Source organism: Kitasatospora sp. SC0581 (assembly GCF_048159585.1).
Taxonomy (GTDB): Bacteria; Actinomycetota; Actinomycetes; order Streptomycetales; family Streptomycetaceae; genus Kitasatospora.
On record NZ_JBLRWA010000001.1, the window covers coordinates 592003 to 614746 of the forward strand.

19 protein-coding genes are annotated in these 22744 nt (G+C 73.9%); 13 read left to right on the forward strand and 6 right to left on the reverse strand.

From position 1 onward, the window contains the following. Positions 1–28 precede the first annotated feature (28 nt). The 3 genes from ACLWS4_RS02520 to ACLWS4_RS02530 all read right to left on the reverse strand — a co-directional run bounded on the left by ACLWS4_RS02520 (position 29) and on the right by ACLWS4_RS02530 (position 3576). Entirely contained in the window at positions 29–1075 is a 1047-nt protein-coding gene (locus ACLWS4_RS02520) for a hypothetical protein (protein WP_387820431.1), read from the reverse strand. 131 nt (positions 1076–1206) lie between these two features. Continuing rightward, positions 1207–2001 (reverse strand): hypothetical protein, encoded by a 795-nt coding sequence (locus ACLWS4_RS02525; protein ID WP_416873227.1) that lies wholly within the window; start codon positions 1999–2001, stop codon positions 1207–1209. A 132-nt stretch (positions 2002–2133) separates the two neighbouring features. Next, complete coding sequence (locus ACLWS4_RS02530) at positions 2134–3576, reverse strand: glyceraldehyde-3-phosphate dehydrogenase (RefSeq protein ID WP_049660894.1); 1443 nt, start codon at positions 3574–3576, stop codon at positions 2134–2136. Positions 3577–3828: 252 nt separating this feature from the next. Here ACLWS4_RS02530 and ACLWS4_RS02535 point away from each other — a divergent pair, with 252 nt between their 5' ends. From ACLWS4_RS02535 to ACLWS4_RS02590, 12 genes are all read left to right on the forward strand, one after another. After that, positions 3829–5979 carry a UvrD-helicase domain-containing protein gene (locus tag ACLWS4_RS02535; protein ID WP_416873298.1) on the forward strand — a complete coding sequence of 717 codons (2151 nt, stop codon included), beginning with the start codon at positions 3829–3831 and terminating at the stop codon, positions 5977–5979. 126 nt (positions 5980–6105) lie between these two features. Continuing rightward, positions 6106–6588 (forward strand): GreA/GreB family elongation factor, encoded by a 483-nt coding sequence (locus tag ACLWS4_RS02540; RefSeq protein ID WP_416873228.1) that lies wholly within the window; start codon positions 6106–6108, stop codon positions 6586–6588. Positions 6589–6850: 262 nt separating this feature from the next. Continuing rightward, positions 6851–8182 carry an MFS transporter gene (locus ACLWS4_RS02545; RefSeq protein WP_416873229.1) on the forward strand — a complete coding sequence of 444 codons (1332 nt, stop codon included), beginning with the start codon at positions 6851–6853 and terminating at the stop codon, positions 8180–8182. Beyond that, on the forward strand, positions 8170–9045 hold the full coding sequence (fdhD, locus tag ACLWS4_RS02550) for a formate dehydrogenase accessory sulfurtransferase FdhD (RefSeq protein WP_117490563.1): 876 nt from the start codon (positions 8170–8172) through the stop codon (positions 9043–9045). The genes ACLWS4_RS02545 and fdhD overlap by 13 nt, the downstream gene beginning before the upstream one ends. Beyond that, positions 9046–9966 (forward strand): LysR family transcriptional regulator, encoded by a 921-nt coding sequence (locus ACLWS4_RS02555; RefSeq protein WP_380777881.1) that lies wholly within the window; start codon positions 9046–9048, stop codon positions 9964–9966. A 140-nt stretch (positions 9967–10106) separates the two neighbouring features. Further along, entirely contained in the window at positions 10107–12452 is a 2346-nt protein-coding gene (locus tag ACLWS4_RS02560; protein WP_416873230.1) for an FdhF/YdeP family oxidoreductase, read from the forward strand. A 511-nt stretch (positions 12453–12963) separates the two neighbouring features. Further along, positions 12964–14613, forward strand: a complete 1650-nt coding sequence (locus ACLWS4_RS02565; protein WP_074004085.1) for an NRAMP family divalent metal transporter — start codon at positions 12964–12966, stop codon at positions 14611–14613. 55 nt (positions 14614–14668) lie between these two features. Next, positions 14669–14938, forward strand: coding sequence for a hypothetical protein (locus ACLWS4_RS02570; protein WP_117490555.1), 270 nt, complete (start codon positions 14669–14671; stop codon positions 14936–14938). A 127-nt stretch (positions 14939–15065) separates the two neighbouring features. Further along, entirely contained in the window at positions 15066–15449 is a 384-nt protein-coding gene (locus tag ACLWS4_RS02575) for a winged helix-turn-helix domain-containing protein (RefSeq protein ID WP_049656267.1), read from the forward strand. A 104-nt stretch (positions 15450–15553) separates the two neighbouring features. Next, a complete protein-coding gene (locus tag ACLWS4_RS02580) occupies positions 15554–16024 on the forward strand; it encodes a hypothetical protein (RefSeq protein WP_053112287.1) in 471 nt (156 codons plus the stop codon). A gap of 102 nt (positions 16025–16126) precedes the next feature. Further along, positions 16127–17884 carry an ABC transporter permease gene (locus ACLWS4_RS02585; protein WP_387966518.1) on the forward strand — a complete coding sequence of 586 codons (1758 nt, stop codon included), beginning with the start codon at positions 16127–16129 and terminating at the stop codon, positions 17882–17884. Between the two features lie 14 nt (positions 17885–17898). Beyond that, entirely contained in the window at positions 17899–19293 is a 1395-nt protein-coding gene (locus ACLWS4_RS02590) for a nitrate/sulfonate/bicarbonate ABC transporter ATP-binding protein (protein WP_416873231.1), read from the forward strand. Positions 19294–19297: 4 nt separating this feature from the next. Here ACLWS4_RS02590 and ACLWS4_RS02595 read toward each other — a convergent pair whose 3' ends face one another. After that, complete coding sequence (locus tag ACLWS4_RS02595; RefSeq protein WP_049656270.1) at positions 19298–19708, reverse strand: ArsR/SmtB family transcription factor; 411 nt, start codon at positions 19706–19708, stop codon at positions 19298–19300. A 201-nt stretch (positions 19709–19909) separates the two neighbouring features. On the opposite strand from ACLWS4_RS02595, the gene ACLWS4_RS02600 reads away from it, so the two are divergent. Further along, on the forward strand, positions 19910–20935 hold the full coding sequence (locus ACLWS4_RS02600; RefSeq protein ID WP_416873232.1) for an isocitrate/isopropylmalate dehydrogenase family protein: 1026 nt from the start codon (positions 19910–19912) through the stop codon (positions 20933–20935). Between the two features lie 30 nt (positions 20936–20965). Here the strand turns inward: ACLWS4_RS02600 and ACLWS4_RS02605 are convergent, their stop codons facing one another. Together ACLWS4_RS02605 and ACLWS4_RS02610 are read right to left on the reverse strand one after the other, a co-directional pair. After that, the gene (locus ACLWS4_RS02605; RefSeq protein WP_049656274.1) at positions 20966–21292 is read right to left on the reverse strand and encodes an antibiotic biosynthesis monooxygenase family protein; all 327 of its coding nucleotides are present in this window, start codon (positions 21290–21292) and stop codon (positions 20966–20968) included. A 102-nt stretch (positions 21293–21394) separates the two neighbouring features. Continuing rightward, a complete protein-coding gene (locus ACLWS4_RS02610) occupies positions 21395–22735 on the reverse strand; it encodes an FAD-dependent oxidoreductase (protein WP_049656276.1) in 1341 nt (446 codons plus the stop codon). Positions 22736–22744 lie beyond the last annotated feature (9 nt).

Below are 22744 nucleotides of genomic sequence, written 5' to 3' on the forward strand. Positions count from 1 at the left end.
GCCCGTACGACTCGGCGCCGGGTGCGCGTCAGCGCCAGTACGAGGTGCAGCGGTCGCGGTGGGCGCGGAAGGCCTTGACCGGATCGCCCGACAGGTAGTGCCAGGGCGCCTTGGTCACGAGGCCGTCCAGCGCCTCGAACAGCAGGCGCGCGGTCTTGGGCTGGTCGGCGAGGGAGAAGGCCATCGCGAAGGTGTTGAAGGAGCCCTGCCAGCCGCGCGCCGGCTCGAAGGCCGGGTGCAGGACGGACCGGAAGGCCGCCTCCTGCAGCCCGGCCACCACGGCCGGACTGGTCAGGTAGGCGCGGTCCTCGCCGTCCGGGAGGGCCAGCCAGTGCTCCAGGTGCGCGACCGCGACCAGCTCGCCGAGGTGGCTGCCCTCCGGGGCGGCGAGCATCGTCGAGCGGGCGAACGCGTGCATCTCCTCGTGCGAACCGCCCCACTTGGCACTCAGCTGCTGAAGCCTGACCCAGTGCGAGGCGGAGCTCCCGGGCGCCCGGCGCACCGCGGCCTCGAAGCGGCAGGTGGCGACCTCCGGGCCGAGCGAGGCCCCGAGGGCGCTGGTCTGCAGGAACCGCCAGGGGGCGTGCCAGGACGGCTCGCGCTCGGCGACCTCCAGCAGCTGCTCCTCGGCGGTGTCCAGCCGCTCGTGGAACGCCTTCCAGCGCTCCTCGGTGACGTCCTTGGCCCGGGCGCCCGTCCGGGCCTCCCAGCCCCAGGCGATCTGCCGGGCGCCGGACAGCAACAGCAGCAGCGTGTCGTCCGGGGCGTCGGCCAGCGCGCGGGACGTCCACTGCTCGACCCGGGGCACGTCGGATATCGCCCCGACGAGGAAGGTCAGCTCCTCGCCCTCGGCGGCGGCCAGCGCGGGGCGCAGCGCGGCCCAGTCCCCGGCGGAGGCCTGCCGGAGCATCAGGCGCAGCGACTCGTCCCCGTACGCCGGGTCGAGCCGCGGCTCGCCGCCGCCGGCCGGCGCGGGCGCTCCGGCTCCCCGGCGGCCGAACCCGAACCCGAACCCGCGCCGCTCGGCCCGGTCCTCCGCGCCCTCCCCGCCGGAGCGGCGTCGGAACAGCGGCATGTCTGGCCCCCTCGAACGTCATCGGTATCTTTCGCATGGCCGCACTATGGCCACGAGATAGGTACATATCACGGTCGACTGACATCCGTTTGCCCAGCCCAGCGCCCTGCCCGCCCGGCGAGGGGGTTCCGTCAGGCCGCGCCGAGCCCGGCGTCCGGCGTCTTCCCGGCCTGCGCCTGCTCGATCCGGTTCACCAGCATCACCGCGAACCTCCGCGTCGCGGGCACGTCCACCGGACCGCCCTCGCTGGTGACGCTCGCCACCACGGTGCCCGAGCGCACCACGATGCCGACGCCCTCGCCCTCGGCCAGCGGCCCCTGGAAGGCCTGGCTCTCGCTGCCCAGCGCCGGGGTGTCGACCTTCTTGAACGGCCCGGCGGAGTACGAGGCGTAGTTCTCCTTCAGCCGCTGCGCCGCCGCGTCCCGGCTGGGCAGGGTGTCCACCAGGAAGCGGACGACCACGTCGCCCGAGGAGAACCGGACCGACCCGCTCAGCGGCTTGCCCGCGCAGGAGGCCGCGGCGGCACCAGCACAGGTGACCTGATGGTCGGCGGTGTCGACCTTCCGCTTCTCCTCCTCCCACCCGGTCATCGCCTTCGCGTCCGGCAGCACCTGGCCGACCACCTTGTCGTCCAGCAGCGCCGCCTCCAGGTCCGCGTGCGGGGCCTCGGCAGCGGCCGGGGCCGGTGCGGAGGCCGGCGCCGAAGCCGCCCCGGGGGCGTCGGCGGCCGCCGGCGCGGACGCGGACGCCCCCGCCGTACCGGTCGCCGCCCCCGTCGTGGCCGGACTCGACGCGGACGAAGCCGCGGGCGAGCCCGCGGCCGCCCCGCCCGCGCCCTTCGAAGACCCCCCGGAGGAGCACCCCGTCAGCACGCCCGTCAGCACCCCGGCCGCCGCCACCGCGGCGAGCACCCGCCGACCACCCATCCCGATCACCCTCCCCAGTCCTGTCAGTGATCCCTCAAGATAGCGACCGCCCCGCCCGCGAACGCCGACGGGGCGGCGACCTGTCGGTCACCGCCCCGCCGTACTGCTCCGTCGTCCTGCCCTACCGGTGGATCAGACCGCCGGAACCGGGTAGGTCGGGTACTCGACGCCCGAGATGTACTGGACGACCCGGATCACCTGGCACGAGTAGCCGAACTCGTTGTCGTACCACAGGTAGAGGATCGCGTTGTCGCCCTCGACCTTGGTCGCGCCGGCGTCCACGATCGAGGCGTGGCGCGAGCCGATGAAGTCGCTGGAGACGGCGTCGGGCGAGTCGGTGAAGTCGATCTGGCGCTTCAGCGGCGAGGTCAGCGAGACGTTCCGCAGGTACTCCAGGACGTCCTCGCGGTTGGTCTCCCGCTTCAGCTGGAGGTTGAGGATCGCGATGGAGACGTCCGGCACCGGGACGCGGATCGAGCTGCCGGTGATCTTCGCCTGGAGGTCCGGCAGGGCCTTGGCGACGGCCGAGGCGGCACCGGTCTCGGTGATCACCATGTTCAGCGGCGCCGAGCGGCCGCGGCGGTCGGCCTTGTGGTAGTTGTCCAGCAGGTTCTGGTCGTTGGTGAACGAGTGGACGGTCTCCACGTGGCCGCGGACCACGCCGTACTCGTCCTCCATCGCCTTCAGCGGCGGGACGATGGCGTTGGTGGTGCACGAGGCGCAGGACAGGATCTGCTCGTCCGGCTTGATCGTGTCGTGGTTCACGCCGTGCACGATGTTCGGGACGTCGCCCTTGCCCGGCGCGGTCAGCACGACCTTGGCGATACCGGGGCGCAGGTGCTTCGACAGGCCCTCGCGGTCGCGCCAGCGGCCGGTGTTGTCGATCAGGATCGCGTCCTTGATCCCGTACTCCGTGTAGTCGACCGTGGTCGGGTCGTCGGAGTAGATCACCGTGATCTCGTTGCCGTTGGCGATGATCTTGTTGTTCGCCTCGTCGACGGTGATCGTGCCCTGGAACTGGCCGTGGATGGAGTCACGGCGCAGCAGCGAGGCGCGCTTGACCAGGTCGTCGCCGCCGCTGTTGCGCACGACGATCGCCTTCAGCCGCAGGCCGTTGCCCGAGGCCTTCTCGACCAGCAACCGGGCGACCAGCCGGCCGATGCGGCCGAACCCGTACAGCACGACGTCCTGCCCGGACCGGCGCTCCAGCTTGTTCTCACCGGTGGCGCCGACGACGGCCTGGGCGGTGAACTCCGCCACCGACAGGCCGCGGTCGTCCGCCTTGTACGTCGCGGCGAGCATGCCGAGGTCGATCTGCGAGGGGCCGAGATCCAGGGCGGTCAGGGCCTCGAGGAACGGCATCGTCTCGGTGACCGAGAGCTCCTCGCCGGCTATCTGCCGGGCGAAGCGGTGCGTCTTGAGGATGCTGACCACCGACTTGTTCACCAGGGACCGGCTGTGGAGCAGAACGGTGACGTCCCGCTCCCGGTGCAGCCGCCCGATGATCGGGATCATCGACTCCGCGATCTCCTCGCGGTTCTTCCAGTCCGTGAACACGTCGTCGTTGACAGTCACAAGTCCATCTTTCGAGCTGAGGGTGTTGCCCACATGGTAGCTTCGCCCGCCCGCGCCCCGACCGCCGGTCCCTCCCCCACCCTCCCCACCCGAGCCCCCGACCTGCGCTTTCCCCCCACCCCCACCCCCGAAGGTGATCACCGCCACCCTCGATCCGACCACCCGTCGGGCGGCCCGGCGTGAGTGATCATCCGGGCCAGTACAGTGAAACGCACGGCCCGGGCGGACGGGCACGGGCACGAGGGGGCCGGGGTGGCGACGCTGGGCATGCACCGGGACTTCCTGATGGAGTTCGCGGCGCTGGAGAAGCCGGTGCAGCGGCGGGTCTTCGAGACCTTCGAGAAGTTCACCGAAGCCACCCACACCGGCGTGCACCTGGAGAAGCTCACCAACCAGCGGGACCCCCGGATCCGGACCATCCGGATCACCGACTTCTGGCGGGGGGTCGTCCTCAAGGCCGACCGGGGCGACGGCTACCTCCTGCTGAAGGTCCTTCCACACGACAAGGCCAACGACTGGGCGGTCAAGCACCGGGCCTCGGTCAACGCCGCCACCCAGGGCGTCGAGATCCGCAACGACGTCGCGCTGGAACGGGCCTCCCGGTCGCTGAAGGCGCTGGCCGCCGACGAACCCCGCAGGCTCTTCGCCGACCGCTCCGACAAGGTCCTGCGCAGCCTGGGCGTCGACGAGGAGATCCTGCCGATCATCCGGCTGCTCCCCGACGAGGCGCACCTGGAGGCGCTCCACCGCGTGCTGCCGGAGCAGCAGTTCGACGTCCTGGTCGGCCTCGCGAGCGGGATGGAGCCGGCCGAGATCGATCGTGAGATCGTCCGGGCGTACGCCCGGGCGGCCGCGCCCACGAGCGTCGACCAGCCCGCCGACGGGCTGGTCTCGGCGATGGCCCGCGCGCGCGGCCGGGTCGCCCTGGTATCCGGGCCCGACGAACTGCTGGAGATCCTGGAACGCCCCTTCGACGCCTGGCGGATCTTCCTGCACCCGGCCCAGTACCGGGTCGCCTACCGGGAGTCGTACAGCGGGCCGGCCCGGGTGACCGGCGGCCCCGGCACCGGGAAGACGGTGGTGGCCCTGCACCGGGCCTACCACCTGGCCCGCCGGTTGCCGGCGGACGCGCCTGACGGATCGATTCTGCTGACCACCTCCTCCGAGGACCTCGCCGCGGAGCTGGAGCGCTGCCTCGCCCTGCTCGTGACGGACGGACGGATCCGGGCGAAGGTCCGGGTGGTCACCGTCGACGCGCTGGCCGCCGAGGTCCTGCGGCGCTCCCCCGGCGGCGCCCCGTCGAAGGTCCTCTTCCAACAGCACCCGATCCTGGCCCGCTGGGGACGGGTCGCCCGCCGGCTCGGCGTCGGGTTCACCGACCTGTTCCTCGACCAGGAGTGGCGGCAGGTCGTACTGGCCCAGTCGATCGGGAGCCGGGAGCAGTACCTGAAGGCCCCGCGGACCGGACGGGGCAAGGCCCTCGGAACGCCGGAGCGGACCGAACTGTGGCACGCGGTGGCCGCGTTCGAGGAGGAGCTGCGCAAGGCCGGGGAGTTGACGTACCTCCAGGTCTGCGCGCGGGCCGCGCGGATGCTCGACGAACAGGGCGACCGCCCGTTCCGGCACGTGGTGATCGACGAGGCGCAGGACCTGCACCCGGTCCAATGGCGCTTCCTGCGCGCGCTCGTGGCCACCGGCCCGGACGACCTGTTCCTCTCCGGCGATCCGCACCAGCGGATCTACGGGAACAAGGTCTCGCTGCGCTCGCTCGGCATCCAGGTGGTCGGCCGCTCCTTCCGACTCCGGATCAACTACCGGACGACACAGGAGATCCTCACCTGGTCCGCGTCCCTGCTCACCGGCGAACGCCCGGACGACATGGACGGCGGGGAGGACTCGCTGGCCGGCTACCACTCGACCCTGCACGGCGCCCACCCCGACGTGTCCGGCCATCCCGACCGGGCCGAGGAGTTCCGGGCCCTCGTCGCCCGCGTCGAGGAGTGGACCGCCTCGGGCGTGAGCCCGGAGGACATCGGCGTCGCCGTACGGACCGGACGGCTCGGCCGCGAGGCCGCCCACGCCCTGGGGCAGGCCGGGATCCCGACCCACGTGCTCGGCGACGCGCCGTCCCCCGGCATACGGGTCGGCACCATGCACCGGATGAAGGGCCTGGAGTACCGCTGCGTCGCCGTGGTCGGCGTCAGCGACGGCACGGTCCCGCTGCGCAGCGCGATCACCCCGGCGGACACCGACCCGCTGCAGCACCAGGAGGACCTCACCGGCGAGCTGAGCCTGCTCTTCGTGGCGTGCACCCGCGCCCGCGAAGCCCTCAGCGTGTCCTGGCACGGCACACCCAGCGTCTTCCTCGAACCGATCGTCCCGGCCCGGCTGCTCACCCGCTGACCCACGGCCCCGCGGGGCCCGCTCCGGGTGGTCGACCAGCCCGGGAGTTGCCCGGGGGTGCGGGTGGTGGGGTAATGGGAGACGGCCGGTGTTCGAGTGTGTGACGAGCAGCCCCGGGAGCTTGGGATGAGCGGTGGGCCGGAACCGATCAGTGCCGAGGGTCTGCGTGCGGTGCGGGAGGAATTGGCGCAGCTGCGGGTGGAGCGGGGGGAGGTGGCCGCGACGCTGCGCGGGGTGGATCCGGTGGGGGACCGGGCGGACGCGGCGGACGAGTTGCAGCGGGCGTCGGAGGTGGCGCGGCTGGACCGGCGGATCGTCGAGCTGGAGGCGCGGCTGCGGGAGGCCGAGGTCGCCGGGGAGCCGTCCGCGCGGGTGGTCGGGGTGGGGTCGACGGTGAACGTGCGGTTCGACGACGGCACGGAGGAGACCGTCGAGATCTCGGAGATCGCGGAGGAGCGGGACCTCACCCTGGTGACCTTCGACAGCCCGCTCGGGAAGGCGCTGCTCGGGCGGCACGCCGGGGAGACCGTGAACTACGACACCCCGGCCGGCGCGGCCAGCGCGATGGTGCTGTCGGTGGGCGCCGACGCGGGCCCGCAGACGGGCTGAGGCGGCGCGGGGCGGCACGGCACAGCGCCGGCACGGTCGAATTCCGGTCGGAATTCCGGGGGAAACGGGCCGGGATATCGGCGGGATATCGGCGGGATATCCGCGGGGCTGTTGATAGGCGGGGCCTATCGGTTCAGTCGCGTTGCCTCTTTGACGTGCCGCGATGGCCTGCCGGACACTGGACGGGAATCGGGGAACCGCGAATTCCCAGCGAATTCCCGCCCCCGGAAAGCACCCGAGAGAAACCGAGCAGAGCGCGCGCATGCCCCCGTCCCGCACCGCCCGCTGGCTCCCGGCGGCCGCCGCCGTCGCCGTCGCCGCCTGGGGCGCCAACCAGTTCACCGCCCTGGCCACCGTGTACCGGGCGCGCACCGACTGGTCGGCGCTCTCGCTGTCCGCGATGTTCTCGGTCTACCTGGTCGGCCTGGTGCCCGGGCTGCTGCTGGGCGGGCCCGCCGCCGACCGGTACGGCCGGCGGCGGACGGTGCGCGGCGCGCTGGGGCTGTCCGCCACCGCCAGCGTCGTGCTGGCGCTGCCGGACGAGCCGTCCGTGTACGCCGCCCGGCTGGCCACCGGCTTCGCGGCCGGGCTGGTCTTCCTGGCCGGGACGGCCTGGCTGCGCGAGCTCTCCGGGCCCGCCGTCCCGCCCGAGCGGGCGGCCCGCCGGGCGATGTACGCCACCGGTACGGGCTTCGCGGCGGGCGCGCTGGCCTCCGGGGTGCTCGCCGAGTGGCTGCCCGGCCCGACGGTGCTGCCCGCCCTCGCCCACGCGCTGGGCTGCCTGCTGGTGCTGCGGGCCACCCGCGGGCTCCCGGAGACGAAGCCGGAGGCCAGGGCAGGGGTCAGGGCAGGGACCAGCGCGGCGGGCGGGCCGGAGAGCGCCCCTGGCCGCGGCACGCCCCCGCACCGCACGGCGGCCGTCCGCCACCCCCGGTTCCGCTACGTCGTGCTGCCCGCCAGCCCGGCCGTGCTCGGCGCCGCCACCGTGGCGTACGTGGTGCTGCCGCCGCTGGTCGCCGACCGGGTGCCCGGCTACGCCCCGCTGTTCAGCGGCCTGGTCGCGGCGCTGACCCTGGCCACCGGCGTGGTCGCCCAGCCCTTCGCCGCCCGGCTGGACGACGCGGACAGCGCCCGGGCCACCCTCACCGCGATGGCCACCGTGATCGCCGGGCTGCTGCTCGGCGCCGTCGCCGCGGCCCGCGACTCGGTGGGCCTGGTGGTGGCCGCCGCCGTGGTCCTCGGCACCGGGTACGGGCTGACGCTCGGCGCGGGGCTGCACGAGGTGGAGCGGCTCACCCGGCACGCCCCCGACCCGCACGCCTCCGGCCCGACCTCCGCCTCGCTCTACCAGAGCACCACCTCCAGCGGCTTCCTCACCCCGCTGCTGCTCGCCGGCACCGCCGGCCACGCCTCCTACCCGGCGCTGCTGGCGGGCATGGCGGCCGTCGGCCTGCTCTGCCTGGCGGTCACCGCCGCCCACAGCCGCCGCCACCTGCCGGCCGGGGAGCACCCGGAGCCGCCGACGCGCGAGGATGCATCCGTACAGTCCGTCGCCAGCACACCACCGAGGAGCCGACCGCCATGGGCCGAGTGACCGTACCCCGCAGAGTGCTGCGCCTGCGCCAGGGCGCGCCCTCGTACCGTCCCGACACCCTGGCCGCCGAGGAGCCGATGGAGATCCGGGTCGGCGGGCGCCCGCTGACGGTGACCATGCGCACCCCGGGCAGCGACTTCGACCTGGCGGCCGGCTTCCTGGTCAGCGAGGGCGTGGTGCACGCCGCCGGGCAGGTGGCCGGCATCCGCTACTGCGCCGGCGCGACCGCCGACGGCGGCAACACCTACAACGTGGTGGACGTCCAGCTCGCCGCCGGCGTGCCCGCCCCCGACGCCTCGCTGGAGCGCAACTTCTACACCACCTCCTCCTGCGGCCTGTGCGGCAAGGCCAGCCTGGACGCGGTGCGCACCACCGCGCCGTGGAGCGTCGCCGAGGACGGGCTGCGCGTCACCCCCGCGCTGCTCTCCGCGCTGCCGGACCGGCTGCGCGCCGCCCAGAAGGTCTTCGACAGCACCGGCGGCCTGCACGCGGCCGGGCTGTTCGACGCCGACGGGCGGCTGCTCTGCCTGCGCGAGGACGTGGGCCGGCACAACGCCGTGGACAAGGTGGTCGGCCACGCCCTGCGCGAGGGGCTGCTGCCGGCCCGCGGCACGGTGCTGATGGTCAGCGGCCGGGCCTCCTTCGAGCTGGTGCAGAAGGCCGTGATGGCGGGCGTTCCGCTGCTCGCGGCGGTCTCCGCGCCGTCCTCGCTGGCCGTGGACCTCGCGGAGGAGACCGGGCTGACCCTGGTCGGCTTCCTGCGCGGCGAGTCGATGAACGTCTACACCCGCGCGGACCGGATCGACGTCGGCCCGGACGTCCGAACCGACGCCGAGGCCGCCGTCCGGGAGGAAGGCCGGTAGATGCTCTTCCGCCAGCTGGAGTACCTCGTCGCGCTCGCCCGCGAGCGCCACTTCGCCCGCGCCGCCCAGGCCTGCCACGTCTCCCAGCCCGCGCTCTCCGAGGCCCTGCGCAAGCTGGAGGACGAGCTGAAGGTGCTGCTGGTGCGGCGCGGGCGCAGCTACGAGGGCCTGACGCCCGAGGGCGAGCGGATCGTGCTGTGGGCGCAGCGCATCCTGGCCGACCGGGACGCCCTGCGGGACGAGGTGGACGCGCTGCGCACCGGCCTGGCCGGACGGCTGCGGATCGGCTCGGTGCCGACCGCCTCGGGCGCCGTCCCGCTGCTCACCGGACCGTTCTGCGCCGCCCACCCGCTGGCCGCCGTGGAGCTGTCCACCGACCTGCGATCCGACGAACTCCTGCGCCAGGTGCGGAACTTCGAGATCGACGCGGGCATCACCTACCTGCCCGGACCGGGCACCGACGACCTGCGCGCGCTCCCGCTCTACGAGGAGCGGTACGTCCTGCTGACCGGTCCGGCCGACGAGTTGGCCCGGCACCCCCGGGCGACCTGGGAGGAGGCCGCCCGGCTGCCGCTGTGCCTGCTGCACCCGGGCATGCAGGGCCGCCGGGTGCTGGACGAGGTGTTCGCGGGCCTCGGCCTCGAGGCCGCACCCCGGGTCGAGACCGACTCGGTGGCCTCGCTCTTCGCCCACGTCCGCACCGGCCACTGGGCGAGCATCGTGCCGTACGCCTGGCTGCACGTGTTCGGCGTACCGCACGGGATGCGGGCCGTCCCGCTGGCGGAGCCGGTGCACAGCGCGCCGATCGGGCTGGTGACCGCCGCCCGGGAGCCCGGCTCGGTGATGGCCCGCGCGCTGCTGGAGGTCGCCCGGCGCACCGAGGTGGCCGCCGTCCTCGGCAGCCTGCCGGGCGGCGCCTGACCACCGGGCGCACGGGTCGGGCGTACGGTCCTGCCGCACGCGCCCGGCACCCGCGGCCGCTCGACGCGCGCGCCTGGACCGCCCGGCATAGCCTCGACCCAGCCCCGGTTGTCCGACCCGTGCGACGGAAGGCGAGTACCGTGACCACCTCCGACGACGCCGCCACCACTCCCCCGCGGAAGCAGCCGCAGGAGCCCCCGCGGGAGCCGCGGGAGGACGTCGGCCCCTCCCCCGCCGGGCCGCCCCACGTCGCGCCGTACCACCACCCGGCCGCCGGCTGGGGCGCCGCCAAGAGCGTCACCCGCTTCCTGGCCCGCGAGGGCGCGTACCTGGACGGGCCGCGGGCGGTGATGCGGATGAACCACGAGAACGGCGGCTTCGACTGCCCCGGCTGCGCCTGGCCCGACGACACCAAGGGCCTGCACCTGGACATCTGCGAGAACGGCATCAAGCACGTCACCTGGGAGATGACCCGCAAGCGGGTCGGCCGGGAGTTCTTCGCCGCCCACTCGGTGACCGAGCTGTCCGGGTGGAGCGACTTCGCGCTGGAGGACCAGGGCCGGCTCACCGAGCCGATGGTCTACGACCCGGACACCGACCACTACGTCCCGATCGGCTGGAAGGACGCGTTCGCCCTGGTCGGCCGCACCCTGCGCGGGCTGGACGACCCGAACCGGGCGGCGTTCTACACCTCCGGCCGGCTCGGCAACGAGGCGACCTTCCTCTACCAGCTGCTGGCCCGCGAACTGGGCACCAACAACCTGCCCGACTGCTCCAACATGTGCCACGAGGCCAGCGGCCGGGCGCTGCAGGCCTCGCTCGGCACCGGGAAGGGGACGGTCGACCTCAAGGACTGGGAGGTCACCGACGCGCTGTTCATCCTGGGCGTCAACGCGGCCTCCAACGCGCCCCGGATGCTCACCTCGCTCGCCGAGGCGTACAAGCGCGGCGCGCAGGTCGTCCACATCAACCCGCTGGTCGAGGCGGCGGCGACCCGGACGATCATCCCGCACGACTTCACCGACATGGCGCTGAACCGGGCCACCCGCACCAGCACCCTGAACCTCCAGCCGCGGATCGGCGGCGACATGGCGCTGCTGCGCGGCATGGCGAAGGCGATCCTGGAGCAGTCCGCGGCCGACGACCGGGCGCTGGACCGGCTGTTCATCGACCGCCACACCACCGGCTTCGAGGCCTACCGCGACATCTGCCTGGCCACGCCCTGGGAGGAGATCGAGCGCCAGAGCGGGCTGGAGCGGGCCGACATCCTCGGGGCGGCCCGGGTCTACCGGGAGGCCGACCGCTCGATCTTCAGCTGGTGCCTGGGCGTGACCCAGCACGAGCACGGCGTGGACACCGTCCGGGAGATCGTCAACCTCCTGCTGCTGCGCGGCAACCTGGGCCGCGAGGGGGCGGGCCCCTCCCCGGTGCGCGGGCACAGCAACGTCCAGGGCAACCGCACCTGCGGCATCGACCACCGGCCCGCCGCCGGGTTCCTGGACCGGCTCGCCGAGGTGTGCGGGATCGAGCCGCCGCGCGAGCACGGGCTGGACACCGTCGGCACGATCGAGGCGATGCGGCGCGGCGACGTCACGGTGTTCGTCGGCATGGGCGGCAACTTCGCGCTCGCCGCGCCGGACACCCCGTACACCCGGCAGGCCCTGGAGACCTGCGAGCTGACCGTCCAGGTGAGCACCAAGCTGAACCGCAGCCACCTGGTGCACGGGCGGGCCGCGCTGATCCTGCCCTGTCTGGGCCGGACCGAGAAGGACCACCAGCGCGCCGGGGTGCAGTCCACCTCGGTCGAGGACTCGATGAGCATGGTGCACCTGTCGGTCGGCATGAAGCGCCCGGCCTCGCCGCACCTGCTCTCCGAGCCCGCGATCGTCGCCGGGATGGCCCGCGCGGCGCTGCCGGACAGCGCCACCCCGTGGGAGTGGTACATCGAGGACTACGACCGCATCCGCGACACCATGGCCCGGGTCCTGGACGGCTTCGAGGACTTCAACCGCCGGGTGCGGCTGCCGCTGGGCTTCCGGATCAAGCAGCCGGCCCGCGAGCTGGTCTTCGACACCCCCTCCGGCAGGGCCGAGTTCTCCGCCGCCCCGCTGCCCGACGTCGTCCCCGGGGCGGGCACCCTGGCGCTGGGCACGATGCGCTCGCACGACCAGTGGAACACCACCATCTACTCGGACGACGACCGCTACCGGGGCGTGAAGAACCTGCGCACCCTGGTGTTCATGAACCGGGACGACATGCGCGAGCGCGGGCTGGCCGAGTTCGACCGGGTGGACGTCACCAGCACCGCCCGGGACGGCAGCACCCGCTCGGTGCACGGCTACCTGGCCGTCCCGTACGACATCCCGCGCGGCTGCGCGGCCGGGTACATGCCGGAGCTGAACGTGCTGTGCGCGATCGGCGACTACAGCACCCAGAGCGACCAGCCGATCATGAAGCACCTGAAGGTGACGATCGAGAGGTCCTGAAGCGGAGGACCGGGACGAGCGCCGCGGAGCGACCGGAACGCCCGGAGCACCCGGAGCACCCGGAGCACCCGGAGCACCCGCCAAAGGTAAAGGTTTAACCAAGTGCGCAAGTATCACCTCCGGACGGGACTAAGCTCTGACGAGTTGGGGTGAACCGGCGGTCGCGTTGCGCGGGCCGGTGAACTCCTTGCCGCGTCGATGACACGCACCACGGGGTGCGCCGGCCGGGAGGAGGCGAGAGACATGGATTGCAGTAGTCCGGGCCACAGTTGCCCCTACCCCCGCTTGCCCTCGTACACCTCCGGCATGCGGTAACAACCTTCCCTGCACCACGTCCTGACGATCCGTCAGCCACGACGTCCACGCCACGTCCGCACGCGGCTCCGCCGTGCCCGCACACCTCCGTACGGGCCGCGCAGCCGCGCGCCGATGCGCCGTGTCCGCTTGCAGGGAGCGCTGCCGCCTGCCTCCGAACCGCCCCGCCTGTCCGGGGCCCAGGGAGGAAACCACCATGACCACCCACGCCACACTCAACTCCACTGTCCCCGAGCCGCGTTCGGCCGTCCTGGACGACGCCCACCTCGGCGACATCAAGGGTGCGCTCGGCACCATCCGGCTCGACGACACCACGCCCCGCCACGGCCTGTCGGCGCGGCTGAAGACCCTGCTCGCGATCATCGGGCCCGGCCTGATCGTGATGGTCGGCGACAACGACGCCGGCGCCTTCTCCACCTACGGGCAGGCCGGGCAGAACTACGGCACCCAGCTGCTGTGGACGCTGCTGATGCTGGTCCCGGTGCTCTACGTCAACCAGGAGATGGTGCTGCGGCTCGGCGCCGTCACCGGGGTCGGGCACGCCCGGCTGATCCTGGAGCGCTTCGGGAAGTTCTGGGGCGCGTTCAGCGTGATCGACCTCTTCCTGCTGAACGCGCTGACCCTGGTCACCGAGTTCATCGGGGTCACGCTCGCGGCCGGGTACCTCGGCCTGCCGAAGGCCGCCTCGGTGGTGCTGGCGGCCGGAATCATCATCGCCTCGGCCTTCACCGGCTCGTTCCGGCGCTTCGAGCGGGTCGCCGTGGCGCTCTGCCTGGGCTCGCTGCTGCTGGTGCCGATCTACTTCATGGTGCACCCGAAGACCTCGCAGATGGCGCACGACTTCGTCGTCCCGAGCATGCCGGGCGGGTCCGGTCAGCTCGCGGCCGTGATGCTGGTGATCGTCTCCATCGTCGGCACCACCGTGGCGCCCTGGCAGCTGTTCTTCCAGCAGTCGTACGTCATCGACAAGCGGATCACCCCGCGCTTCATGAAGTACGAGAAGGCCGACCTCTGGATCGGCATCGTGATCGTCATCGTCGGTGCCGCCGCCATGATGGGCCTCACCGCCGCCGCCTTCGCGGGCACCGACGGCTTCGGCCAGTTCTCCGACGCGGCCGCCGTCGCCCGGGGCATCGAGGACAAGGCCGGGCACCTGGCCGGCGTGCTGTTCGCGATAGCCCTGCTGGACGCCTCGATCATCGGCGCCTTCGCGGTGTCGCTGTCCACCGCGTACGCGATCGGCGACGTCTTCGGCATCAAGCACTCGCTGCACCGCGGGGTGAAGGGCGCCAAGGGCTTCTACGGGATCTACGCGGGCCTGGTGGTCGCGGCGGCGGCGATCACGCTGCTCTCCACCGACTACACCCAGGGCCTGATGACCCAGTTCGTCCAGGTGCTGGCCGGGGTGCTGCTGCCCTCCGCGACCGTCTTCCTGCTGCTGCTCTGCAACGACCGCGCCGTACTGGGGCCCTGGACGAACGGGCCGAGGACCAACGCCTTCACCTCGGCGGTGGTCGGCGTCCTGGTGATGCTCTCGCTGATCCTCACCGCCGCCGTGGTCTGGCCGGACATCAGCTCCGACGCGATCCTGTGGATCATGGCCGGCTGCGGCGTCGCCGGTGTGCTCGTCGCCGGGTACTTCTTCACCTTCGGGCGCCGCGGCACCAAGGAGGACCCGGTCGACCGCACCGGCCGGGAGAACTGGCGGATGCCCCCGCTGGAGACCCTCGACAAGCCGGTGCTGTCCACCGCCCGCAAGGTCGGCATGGGCGCCCTGCGCGCCTACCTGCTGATCGCGATGGCGATGGTCGTCGTCAAGATCGTCCAGACCGCGCTGAACCACTGAGCCGACCGGCTCCGCGCACGCCCTGCCCGTTGTCCTGTCACGGAGGTGACCTGCCATGACCATCGTCGCCGTCTTCCGGCCCACCCGTCCGTCCACCGACCGGGGCCGACTGCGCTCCACCCTCGCCGCCGTCGGCCGACGCCTGGCGGCGAGCCCCCTCGACAACAGCGTCCTCCGGGCCGCCCCGGCTCCGGCCGCCGGCCCGGCGGGCGGGGGCGGCGGCCCGGCGGCCGCGGGCACCGGCGGGCTGCGGGCCCGCTGGCGGACCGTCCCGGCGCCGGACGGGACGGCCCGGCTGGAGGCCACCTGGCACCCCGGCCGCTGAGCGGGCGGAGCGGCGCTCCCGCTCCGCCCGCACCCCCGCTCCGCCCGCACCCCCGCCCCGTCCGCGCCGCCCGTCCCCGTCCACCCCGGTCGCCCCGGCCGCCCAGACCTCGAAGGAGCCCTCCGCCATGGCCCTGCGCTACCCCAGGCTCGACGCCCTCTTCTCGGACCACCCCGCGCCCGCCCGGCGCCCGGCCCCGCGGCCGGCTCCCGCGCCCGGCCTGGTGGTGGACACCGAGCAGCGCACCGTCACCGTCGAGGGCCGCCCCGTCACCATGCCGTACCTGGAGTTCGAGCTGCTCGCCCACCTGGTCGGCAACCCGCTGCGGGTGCACTCCCGGCGCCAGCTGATGGAGAACGTCTGGGGGCGCCCGGACAGCGGCGACTCCCGCACCGTCGCCACCCACATCGCCCGGATCCGGCGCAAGCTCGGCCCCGGGCACCGGGAGGCGATCGCCACCGTCCGGCAGATCGGCTACAAGTACGACCCCCGGCTGGCCCGGACCGCCTGACGCCACCGGCCGGACCCGACCTGACCTGACCTGACCTGACCTGACCTGACCGCCCGACCCCACCACCGAAGGACCCGACGACCGTCCGAAGGAGGACCCCCGCGATGACCCGAACCGCCCTGTTCCCCAGGACCGGCAGAGGGACCGCGCTGTGCGGCGTCCTACTGCTGATCACCGCCGAGGGCCTCGCCGTCGCCCTCGCGCCCCACCCCCTGCGGCTCTTCCTGTCCGGCACGCTCATCGGCGCCTCGACCGCCGGGCTGCTGCTCGCCCTGCTGCTGGCCACCAGCCGGCGGCGGGCGGGCGCGGCCGCGGCGGCGGGGGCCCGGCCGTTCCGCGACGACGCCCAGTGGTTCAGCGCCCGCTCGCTGGACGGCTTCCCGATGGAGCAGGTCCGCCCGCTGCTGCTCGCCCCCGGCGCGCCCGGCCTGAGCCGGCTCTACACCGCCTGGGTGTTCGCCACCCACGGGCACGACCCCCAGTGGATCGCCCGGCACCTGGACCTGCCCGTCCGCACCGCCCGGCTGCTGGTCACCGCGGCCCGGCGGCACACCGGGGCCGCTCCCACCCGGTAGCGACCGGCGGGGCCCGGGCAGCGGTCCTCGAAACGCGGGACGGGTTTGCGTACGGACGTACCGAGGGAGCAGACTGCCCGGGTTTGCGCCGGAGGTACCGCCATGACCCTGCCGAAGTCCGTCCCGGCCCTGTCCCGGGGCTCGCTGCCCACCCGGACGGCGAGCCGCCTCGGCGGTCGGGTGTGGGTGGACCTGGTCGTCGCGGCCGCCGTGCTGGTGCTGCTCTACCTGGGGCTGCGCCTCGGCCAGGGCGGCACCCTCCGGTTCTCCACCGCCCGGGACGCGGCCGTCGACACCGACCCGGCCCGGCTGCCGTACGACGCCCTGCGCTCGCTGCTGCGGATGTTCACCGCGCTCGCCGTCTCGGTCGTCTTCACCTTCGGCTACGCCTACGCGGCCGCCCGCAGCCGCCGGCTGGAGCGGGTGCTGATCCCGGCGCTGGACATCCTCCAGTCGGTGCCGGTGCTCGCCTTCCTGAGCGTCGCCGTCTCCGGCTTCCTCGCGCTCTTCCCCGGCTCGATGCTCGGCCTGGAATGCGCCGCCGTGTTCGCCATCTTCACCTCCCAGGCCTGGAACATGACCTTCGCCTTCTACCAGGCGCTGGTCTCGCTGCCGCCCGAACTCGACGAGCTGTCCCGCTCGTTCGGGTTCAGCCGGTGGACGCGGTTCTGGAAGGTCGAACTGCCCTCGGGCATGATCGGCCTGGTCTGGAACGGCATGCTCGGCTTCGGCGGCGGCTGGTTCTTCCTGGTCGCCTCCGAGGCGATCACCGTGGACGGCCAGCGGTACGCGCTGCCCGGGGTCGGCTCGTACGCGGGCGCGGCCATCGCCGCCGGGGACCTCGGCCGGGTCGGCTGGGCGATCGCCACCATGGTGGTGCTGGTGGTCGGCGTCAACTTCCTGTTCTGGCGGCCGCTCACCGCCTGGGCCGAACGGTTCAAGAACGAGCAGTCCGAGGCCACCGAGGTGCAGCGCTCGGTCGTGCTGGACCTGCTGCGCCGCTCCCGCCTGCCCACCGCGCTCGGCCGGGCGCTGCGGCCCGTCGGGCGGGCCCTGAACCGGGCCGGGCGGGTGTTCGGCACCGCCGAGCGCCCGCCGGCCGTCCACCCCGGCCGGCGGCGGGCCGGGGACGTGGCCTTCGGCCTCGTCTCGGGCGGCATCGTGCTCTGGGGCCTCGTCGACCTCGGCCGCTACCTCGCCGACCGCACCGGCCTCGGCGTCTTCGGCGAGCCGCTGCTGCTCGGGCTCGCCACCCTCGCCCGGGTGGTCGTGCTGGTCGCGGTGGCCACCGTGGTCTGGGTGCCGATCGGCGTGCGGATCGGCTTCTCGCCCCGGCTGACCAGGATCGCCCAACCCGTCGTCCAGGTGCTGGCCGGCTTCCCGGCCAACTTCGTCTTCCCGCTGGTGGTCTGGCTGCTGCTGCGCACCGGGGTGTCGATCGACCTCGGCGGCATCCTGCTGATGGCCCTCGGCTCCCAGTGGTACATCCTGTTCAACGCCATCGCCGGGGCCATGGCCGTCCCCGCCGACCTGCGCGAGGCGATGGACGACCTCGGCGTGCGCGGCCGGCAGCGCTGGCGGCGGCTGATCATCCCCGGGATCTTCCCGGCGTACGTCACCGGCGGCATCACCGCCTCCGGCGGCGCCTGGAACGCCTCCATCGTCGCCGAGGTGGTCACCTTCGGCTCCACCACGCTCACCGCGACCGGCCTCGGCGCGTACATCGCCCGGGCCGCCGAGCACGGCGACCACCCGCGCCTGCTCGCCGGGGTCGCGGTGATGAGCCTGTACGTCGTCGTCCTCAACCGTCTGCTCTGGCGCCGGCTGTACCGGCTGGCCGAGCGCCGCTACTCGCTGTAGTCCGGAGTCCGCCGATGCGCTTCCCCTTCCGCCGCCGCCCCGCCGAGCCCGCGCCCGTCCCGCGCGGGGACGTCCCGCACGACGACGCCCCGCGCCCGGACGACGAGGTCCTGCTGGAGACCGTCGGCCTGACCAAGGCCTACGCCGGGGCCGCCGGCGAACTGCCGGTGCTCTCCGGCATCGACCTGACCGTGCGGGCCGGCGAGATCGTCGCCGTGCTCGGCCGCTCGGGCTCCGGCAAGTCCACCCTGCTGCGCTGCCTGGCCGGCCTGATCCCGCCCAGCTCCGGCACCGTCCGCTACCGTGGCACCCCGCTCACCGGCGCCAACCCCGGCACCGCGCTGGTCTTCCAGACCTTCGCGCTGCTGCCCTGGCTGACCGTCCGGCAGAACGTCGAGCTCGGCCTGGAGGCCCGCGGGGTGCCGCCCCGGGAGCGCGCCCGGGCCGCCGCCCAGGCCATCGACCTGATCGGCCTCACCGGCTTCGGGTCCGCCTACCCCAAGGAGCTCTCCGGCGGCATGCGCCAGCGGGTCGGCTTCGCCCGGGCGCTGGTCGTCGAACCGGACGTGCTGATGATGGACGAGCCGTTCTCCGCCCTCGACGTGCTCACCGCCGAGAACCTGCGCGGCGAGCTGATGGAGCTGTGGGACTCCGGCCAGTTCCCGACCCGGGCCGTCGTGCTGGTCACCCACAACATCGAGGAGGCGGTGCTGATGGCCGACCGCGTCGTGGTCCTCGGCGCCCGCCCGTACGGGACCATCCGGGAGACCGTCGAGGTCGACCTGGAGCGGCCGCGCGACCGCAACTCGGCCGCCTTCGACGAGCGGGTGGACCGGGTGTACCGGATCATGACCGGCCGCCCCAAGGACACCCGGACGCCCGGCCGCACCGACCAGCCGGGCCCCGACCCCGACCGCCGCACCGTCGCCAGCACCCCGCTGCCCACCGCCGGCGTCGACGGCCTCTCCGGTCTCGCCGAGACGATCGCCCACCGGGGCGGCGGCTGCGACCTGGCCGGCCTCGCCGACGAGCTCGGCCTGGACATCGACGACCTGCTCCCCCAGGTCGACGCCCTCGACCTGCTCGGCTTCGCCGAGGTCCACGGCGACGACCTGCTGCTCACCGACGCCGGCGCCGCCTACACCGGGGCGGACGCCCAGGACTCCCGCGCCCTCTTCGCCGCCGCGGCCCTGGAGGTCCCGCTGATCAAGCTGATCGCCAACAGCCTCGGCGACCGGCCCGGCGCCACCGTCCGCACCGGCTTCCTGCGCGACCTGCTCGGCCGCCACTACACCGTCGAGCAGACCGACCGGCAGCTGGAGACCGCGACCGACTGGGGCCGCTACGCGGGGCTCTTCGCGTACGACGCCGACCGGCAGGAGTACCGGCTGGACGCCCCGGAGCGCTGAGGGCTCAGCCCGTCGCCGGGCGGCGGCGCACCGCGCGGGCCGCGCGGGCGAAGGGCTGCGGCGCGGTCGCACCGGCTGGGGCGGCACCGTCGTCGCCGCCGTCGCGGCGGTCGGGCAGGTCGTGGGCGATCAGCGCGGCCTCGGTGAGCAGCCCGCGCACCTCGGTGGCCCGGTAGAAGATCCGGGTCCCCTCCCGCCGTGCCACCACCAGCCCGGCCGCCCGGAGCTTCGCCAGGTGCTGCGAGGTCGCCGCGACGTGCGCCCCCAGCAGCTCGGCCAGCTCGCTCACCGGCAGCTCCCGGCGGCTCAGCGCCCACAGCAGCCGGTACCGCGACGGGTCGGCCACCGCCTTCAGCACCGCCACCGCCCGCTCCGCCGCATCGGCGTCCCAGGCCTCTTCCCGCGCACCACCCATACAGGGATCGTACCGATCCGTACCCGGGCACCCGGAGCCGGGAATCCCCGCCGCCCGCGCCGACGGCGGCCGCCGGGTGAATGAAGCGCGACAGAACCGGGGGTACGTGCCGCCGCGGCGCCTAGCCTGGGCCTGGGCCCGGCCGGAACTGCGCACCGGCCGGGCGGAGTTGGTCCTGTCCGCCGCGAGGAAGGGTCGGCCGTGGCTGCCATCAGTGTGATCCCGGGCGACGGCATCGGCCCCGAGGTGGTCGAGTCCGCGCTGGGGCTGGTCGACGCGTTCGGCCTGGGACTGGACGTCGACGTGCTGGACCACGTGGGCGCGGAGCGCTACCGCCGGGAGGGCGTGGCACTGGGCGAGGCGGACCTGGCCCGGGTGGCGGCGAGCGGCGCGGTGCTGCTCGGCGCGATCGGGCGGCCGGACCTGGAGCACACCGGGTACGTGCGCGACGTTCTGCTGGAGCTGCGCTACGCCTTCGACCTGTACGCCAACTACCGGCCGGTGCGCCTGTGGCACGACCGGCTCAGCCCGCTGCGGGACCCGGCCCGGCGCGCCCTGGACTGCGTGATCGTCCGGGAGAACACCGAGGGGCTCTACAGCGGCATCGGCGGGAACCTCCGCGCCTCCTCCGACCACGAGGTGGCCGTCGACGCGGACGTCAACACCCGGCACGGCGTCTCCCGGATCCTGGACTTCGCCTTCGCCACCGCCCGCCGGGAGGTCTGCCTGGTGGACAAGGCCAACGCGGTGCGGGCCGGCGGCCGGCTGTGGCAGGAGTGCTGGCGGCGGGCCGCCGAGCGGCACCCCGACACGGCCACCCGGCACCTGTACGTCGACGCCGCCGCGATGAAGCTGGTCACCGAGCCCGAGCGGTTCGACGTCATCGTGGCCAGCAACTCGCACGGCGACATCCTCAGCGACCTCGCGGCCGCGCTGGCGGGCGGCATCGGGCTGGCGCCCTCGGCGAGCCTCAACCCGGAGAGCGGCTTCGGGATGTTCGAGCCGGTGCACGGCTCGGCGCCGGACATCGCGGGCCGGGGCGTCGCCAACCCCTTCGCCTGCCTGCTGACCGCCGCGCTGCTGCTGCGCCACCTCGGCCACGACACGGAGGCGGCCGCGACCGAGGCGGCTGTCGCCGGATCGATCGCGGCCGGACGGACCACCCCGGACCTCGGCGGCACGCTGAGCACCCGGGAGGCGACGCGCGCGGTCCTCGCCGCCCTGTGACGGCGCCCGCCGGGGGCCGGGACAGCGGGCTCAGGGCGCCGGGTACGCCTCGGGCTCCAGGGTCGAGCTGGTCCGGATCACCTCGGCGACGGTCAACTCGTAGAAGGCGTACCACTTCTCCTTCCCCTGCTGCTGGGCGTTGTGGTGCTCCACGTCGGCGCGCCACCGCGCCAGCGTCTCGGGGTCGCGCCACCACACCAGGGCGAGGCGTTCGCCGTCCTCGGTCTCGTAGTTCTTGACCTGGACGAGGTCGTCCCCGTAGACCGCCCGCACCTTCTTGGCGAGGTAGTCCTCCGTCGTCTCGTACTCGTGGTCGTACTGCTCCGAGAAGCGCGACCTGAAAACGACCAGAATCATCGTTGATCTCCCGTCAGTTCCGGCTGGTGACACGACAGTTCACGCGACTCGTGCAGATCGGGCGGACCGGGCAGGCGGAGCGGGCCGTGCTGACCGCGCGGCTCAGCCGGCCCCGGCGAAGGCCCGCAGCTGCGGGTCGGGCAGCTCGGCGGCGCCGGCGCCGTGCCGGCTGAGGATCCGCCGGGCCAGCTCGCGCAGCCGGTGCTCCTCGGTGAGCGCCAGGGAGTAGCTCTCCTCGCTGAACGCGCAGCGCTCGTACAGGGGCCGGAACCGCTCCGGCATCAGGTCGACCAGTCGGCGCGCGATGGCCTCCTCCGCCTCGTGCCGGGGGTCCGGCAGCCGGGACATCGTCCAGTAGTGCCGGTAGGAGATGTCCGCGATCGCGTCGCCGTCGCCCTTGCGGATCCGCTCGTACGCGGCGAAGGCCCGTTCCCAGTCCCGCTCCCGGTCCAGGCAGGCGACCAGGGTGCGGACGTCCTCGAAGGCGGCGTTCATGCCCTGGCCCATGAACGGCGCCATCGCGTGGCAGGAGTCGCCGACCAGCGCGGCCGTGCCGCCCAGGACCCACCGGTCGCACCGGGTGAGCCGGACGGCGGAGACCGGCTTGGCGCCCAACTGCTCCTCCAGGTCCGGGATTCCGGCCGCCAGCCGGGGGAAGACGGCGGCGAACTGCTCGGCCAGGGCCCGCCCGCCGACCGCGGCCCGGTAGGACGGGCGCGGGCCCTCCCGGCGGAAGAACACCGAGCCCGCGAAGCGCCGGCTGGACACCTGCGGGAAGGCCCCGAACAGCGCGTCCCCGGCCGGCCAGTAGTGCATCACCCCGCGGTCGCAGTCGGGCAGGTCCAGGACGATCTCCTGGTAGGCCAGTTCCAGGGTGCTCACCCGCGCCCGGGCGCCCCGCTCGACGAGGGCGCCGCGCACCGCCGAGTGGACGCCGTCGCAGCCGATGACGTGCCGGCACCGCACCCACCGCTCGGCGCCGCCCGCCCCGACCAGCAGCGCGGGCGCCGCCGGGTCGACGGCCAGCACCGGGTGGTCGAAGCGCAGGTCGACCCCCGGCTCGGCCTCGGCCGCGTCCAGCAGCAGCCGGTGCAGCGCCTGCCGCTCGACCGCCCAGATCGCCGCGCCGTCCCGGCTGTACGGGGTGACGGCGGTGCTGCCGTCCGGCAGGTGCCCGCACCTGCCGGTGATCGGCGCGCAGATCCGCCGCACCGCCGCTTCCAGGCCGAGTTCCCGCAGCACCCGCCGGCCCCGCTCGGAGAGAATCACCATCAGCGACCGGCCCTGTCCGGCCGGGATCCGCCGGGGGTCCGCGTGCCGTTCCAGGACGGTCACCCGGCCGTGGCGCCGGGCCAGGTAGAGCGCGGCGACCGGGCCGGCCAGCCCGGCCCCGACCACCACGATGCCGCCGCCCGCCGTCGCGGGCCCGTACGAGTCGCTCATCGGGGCCTC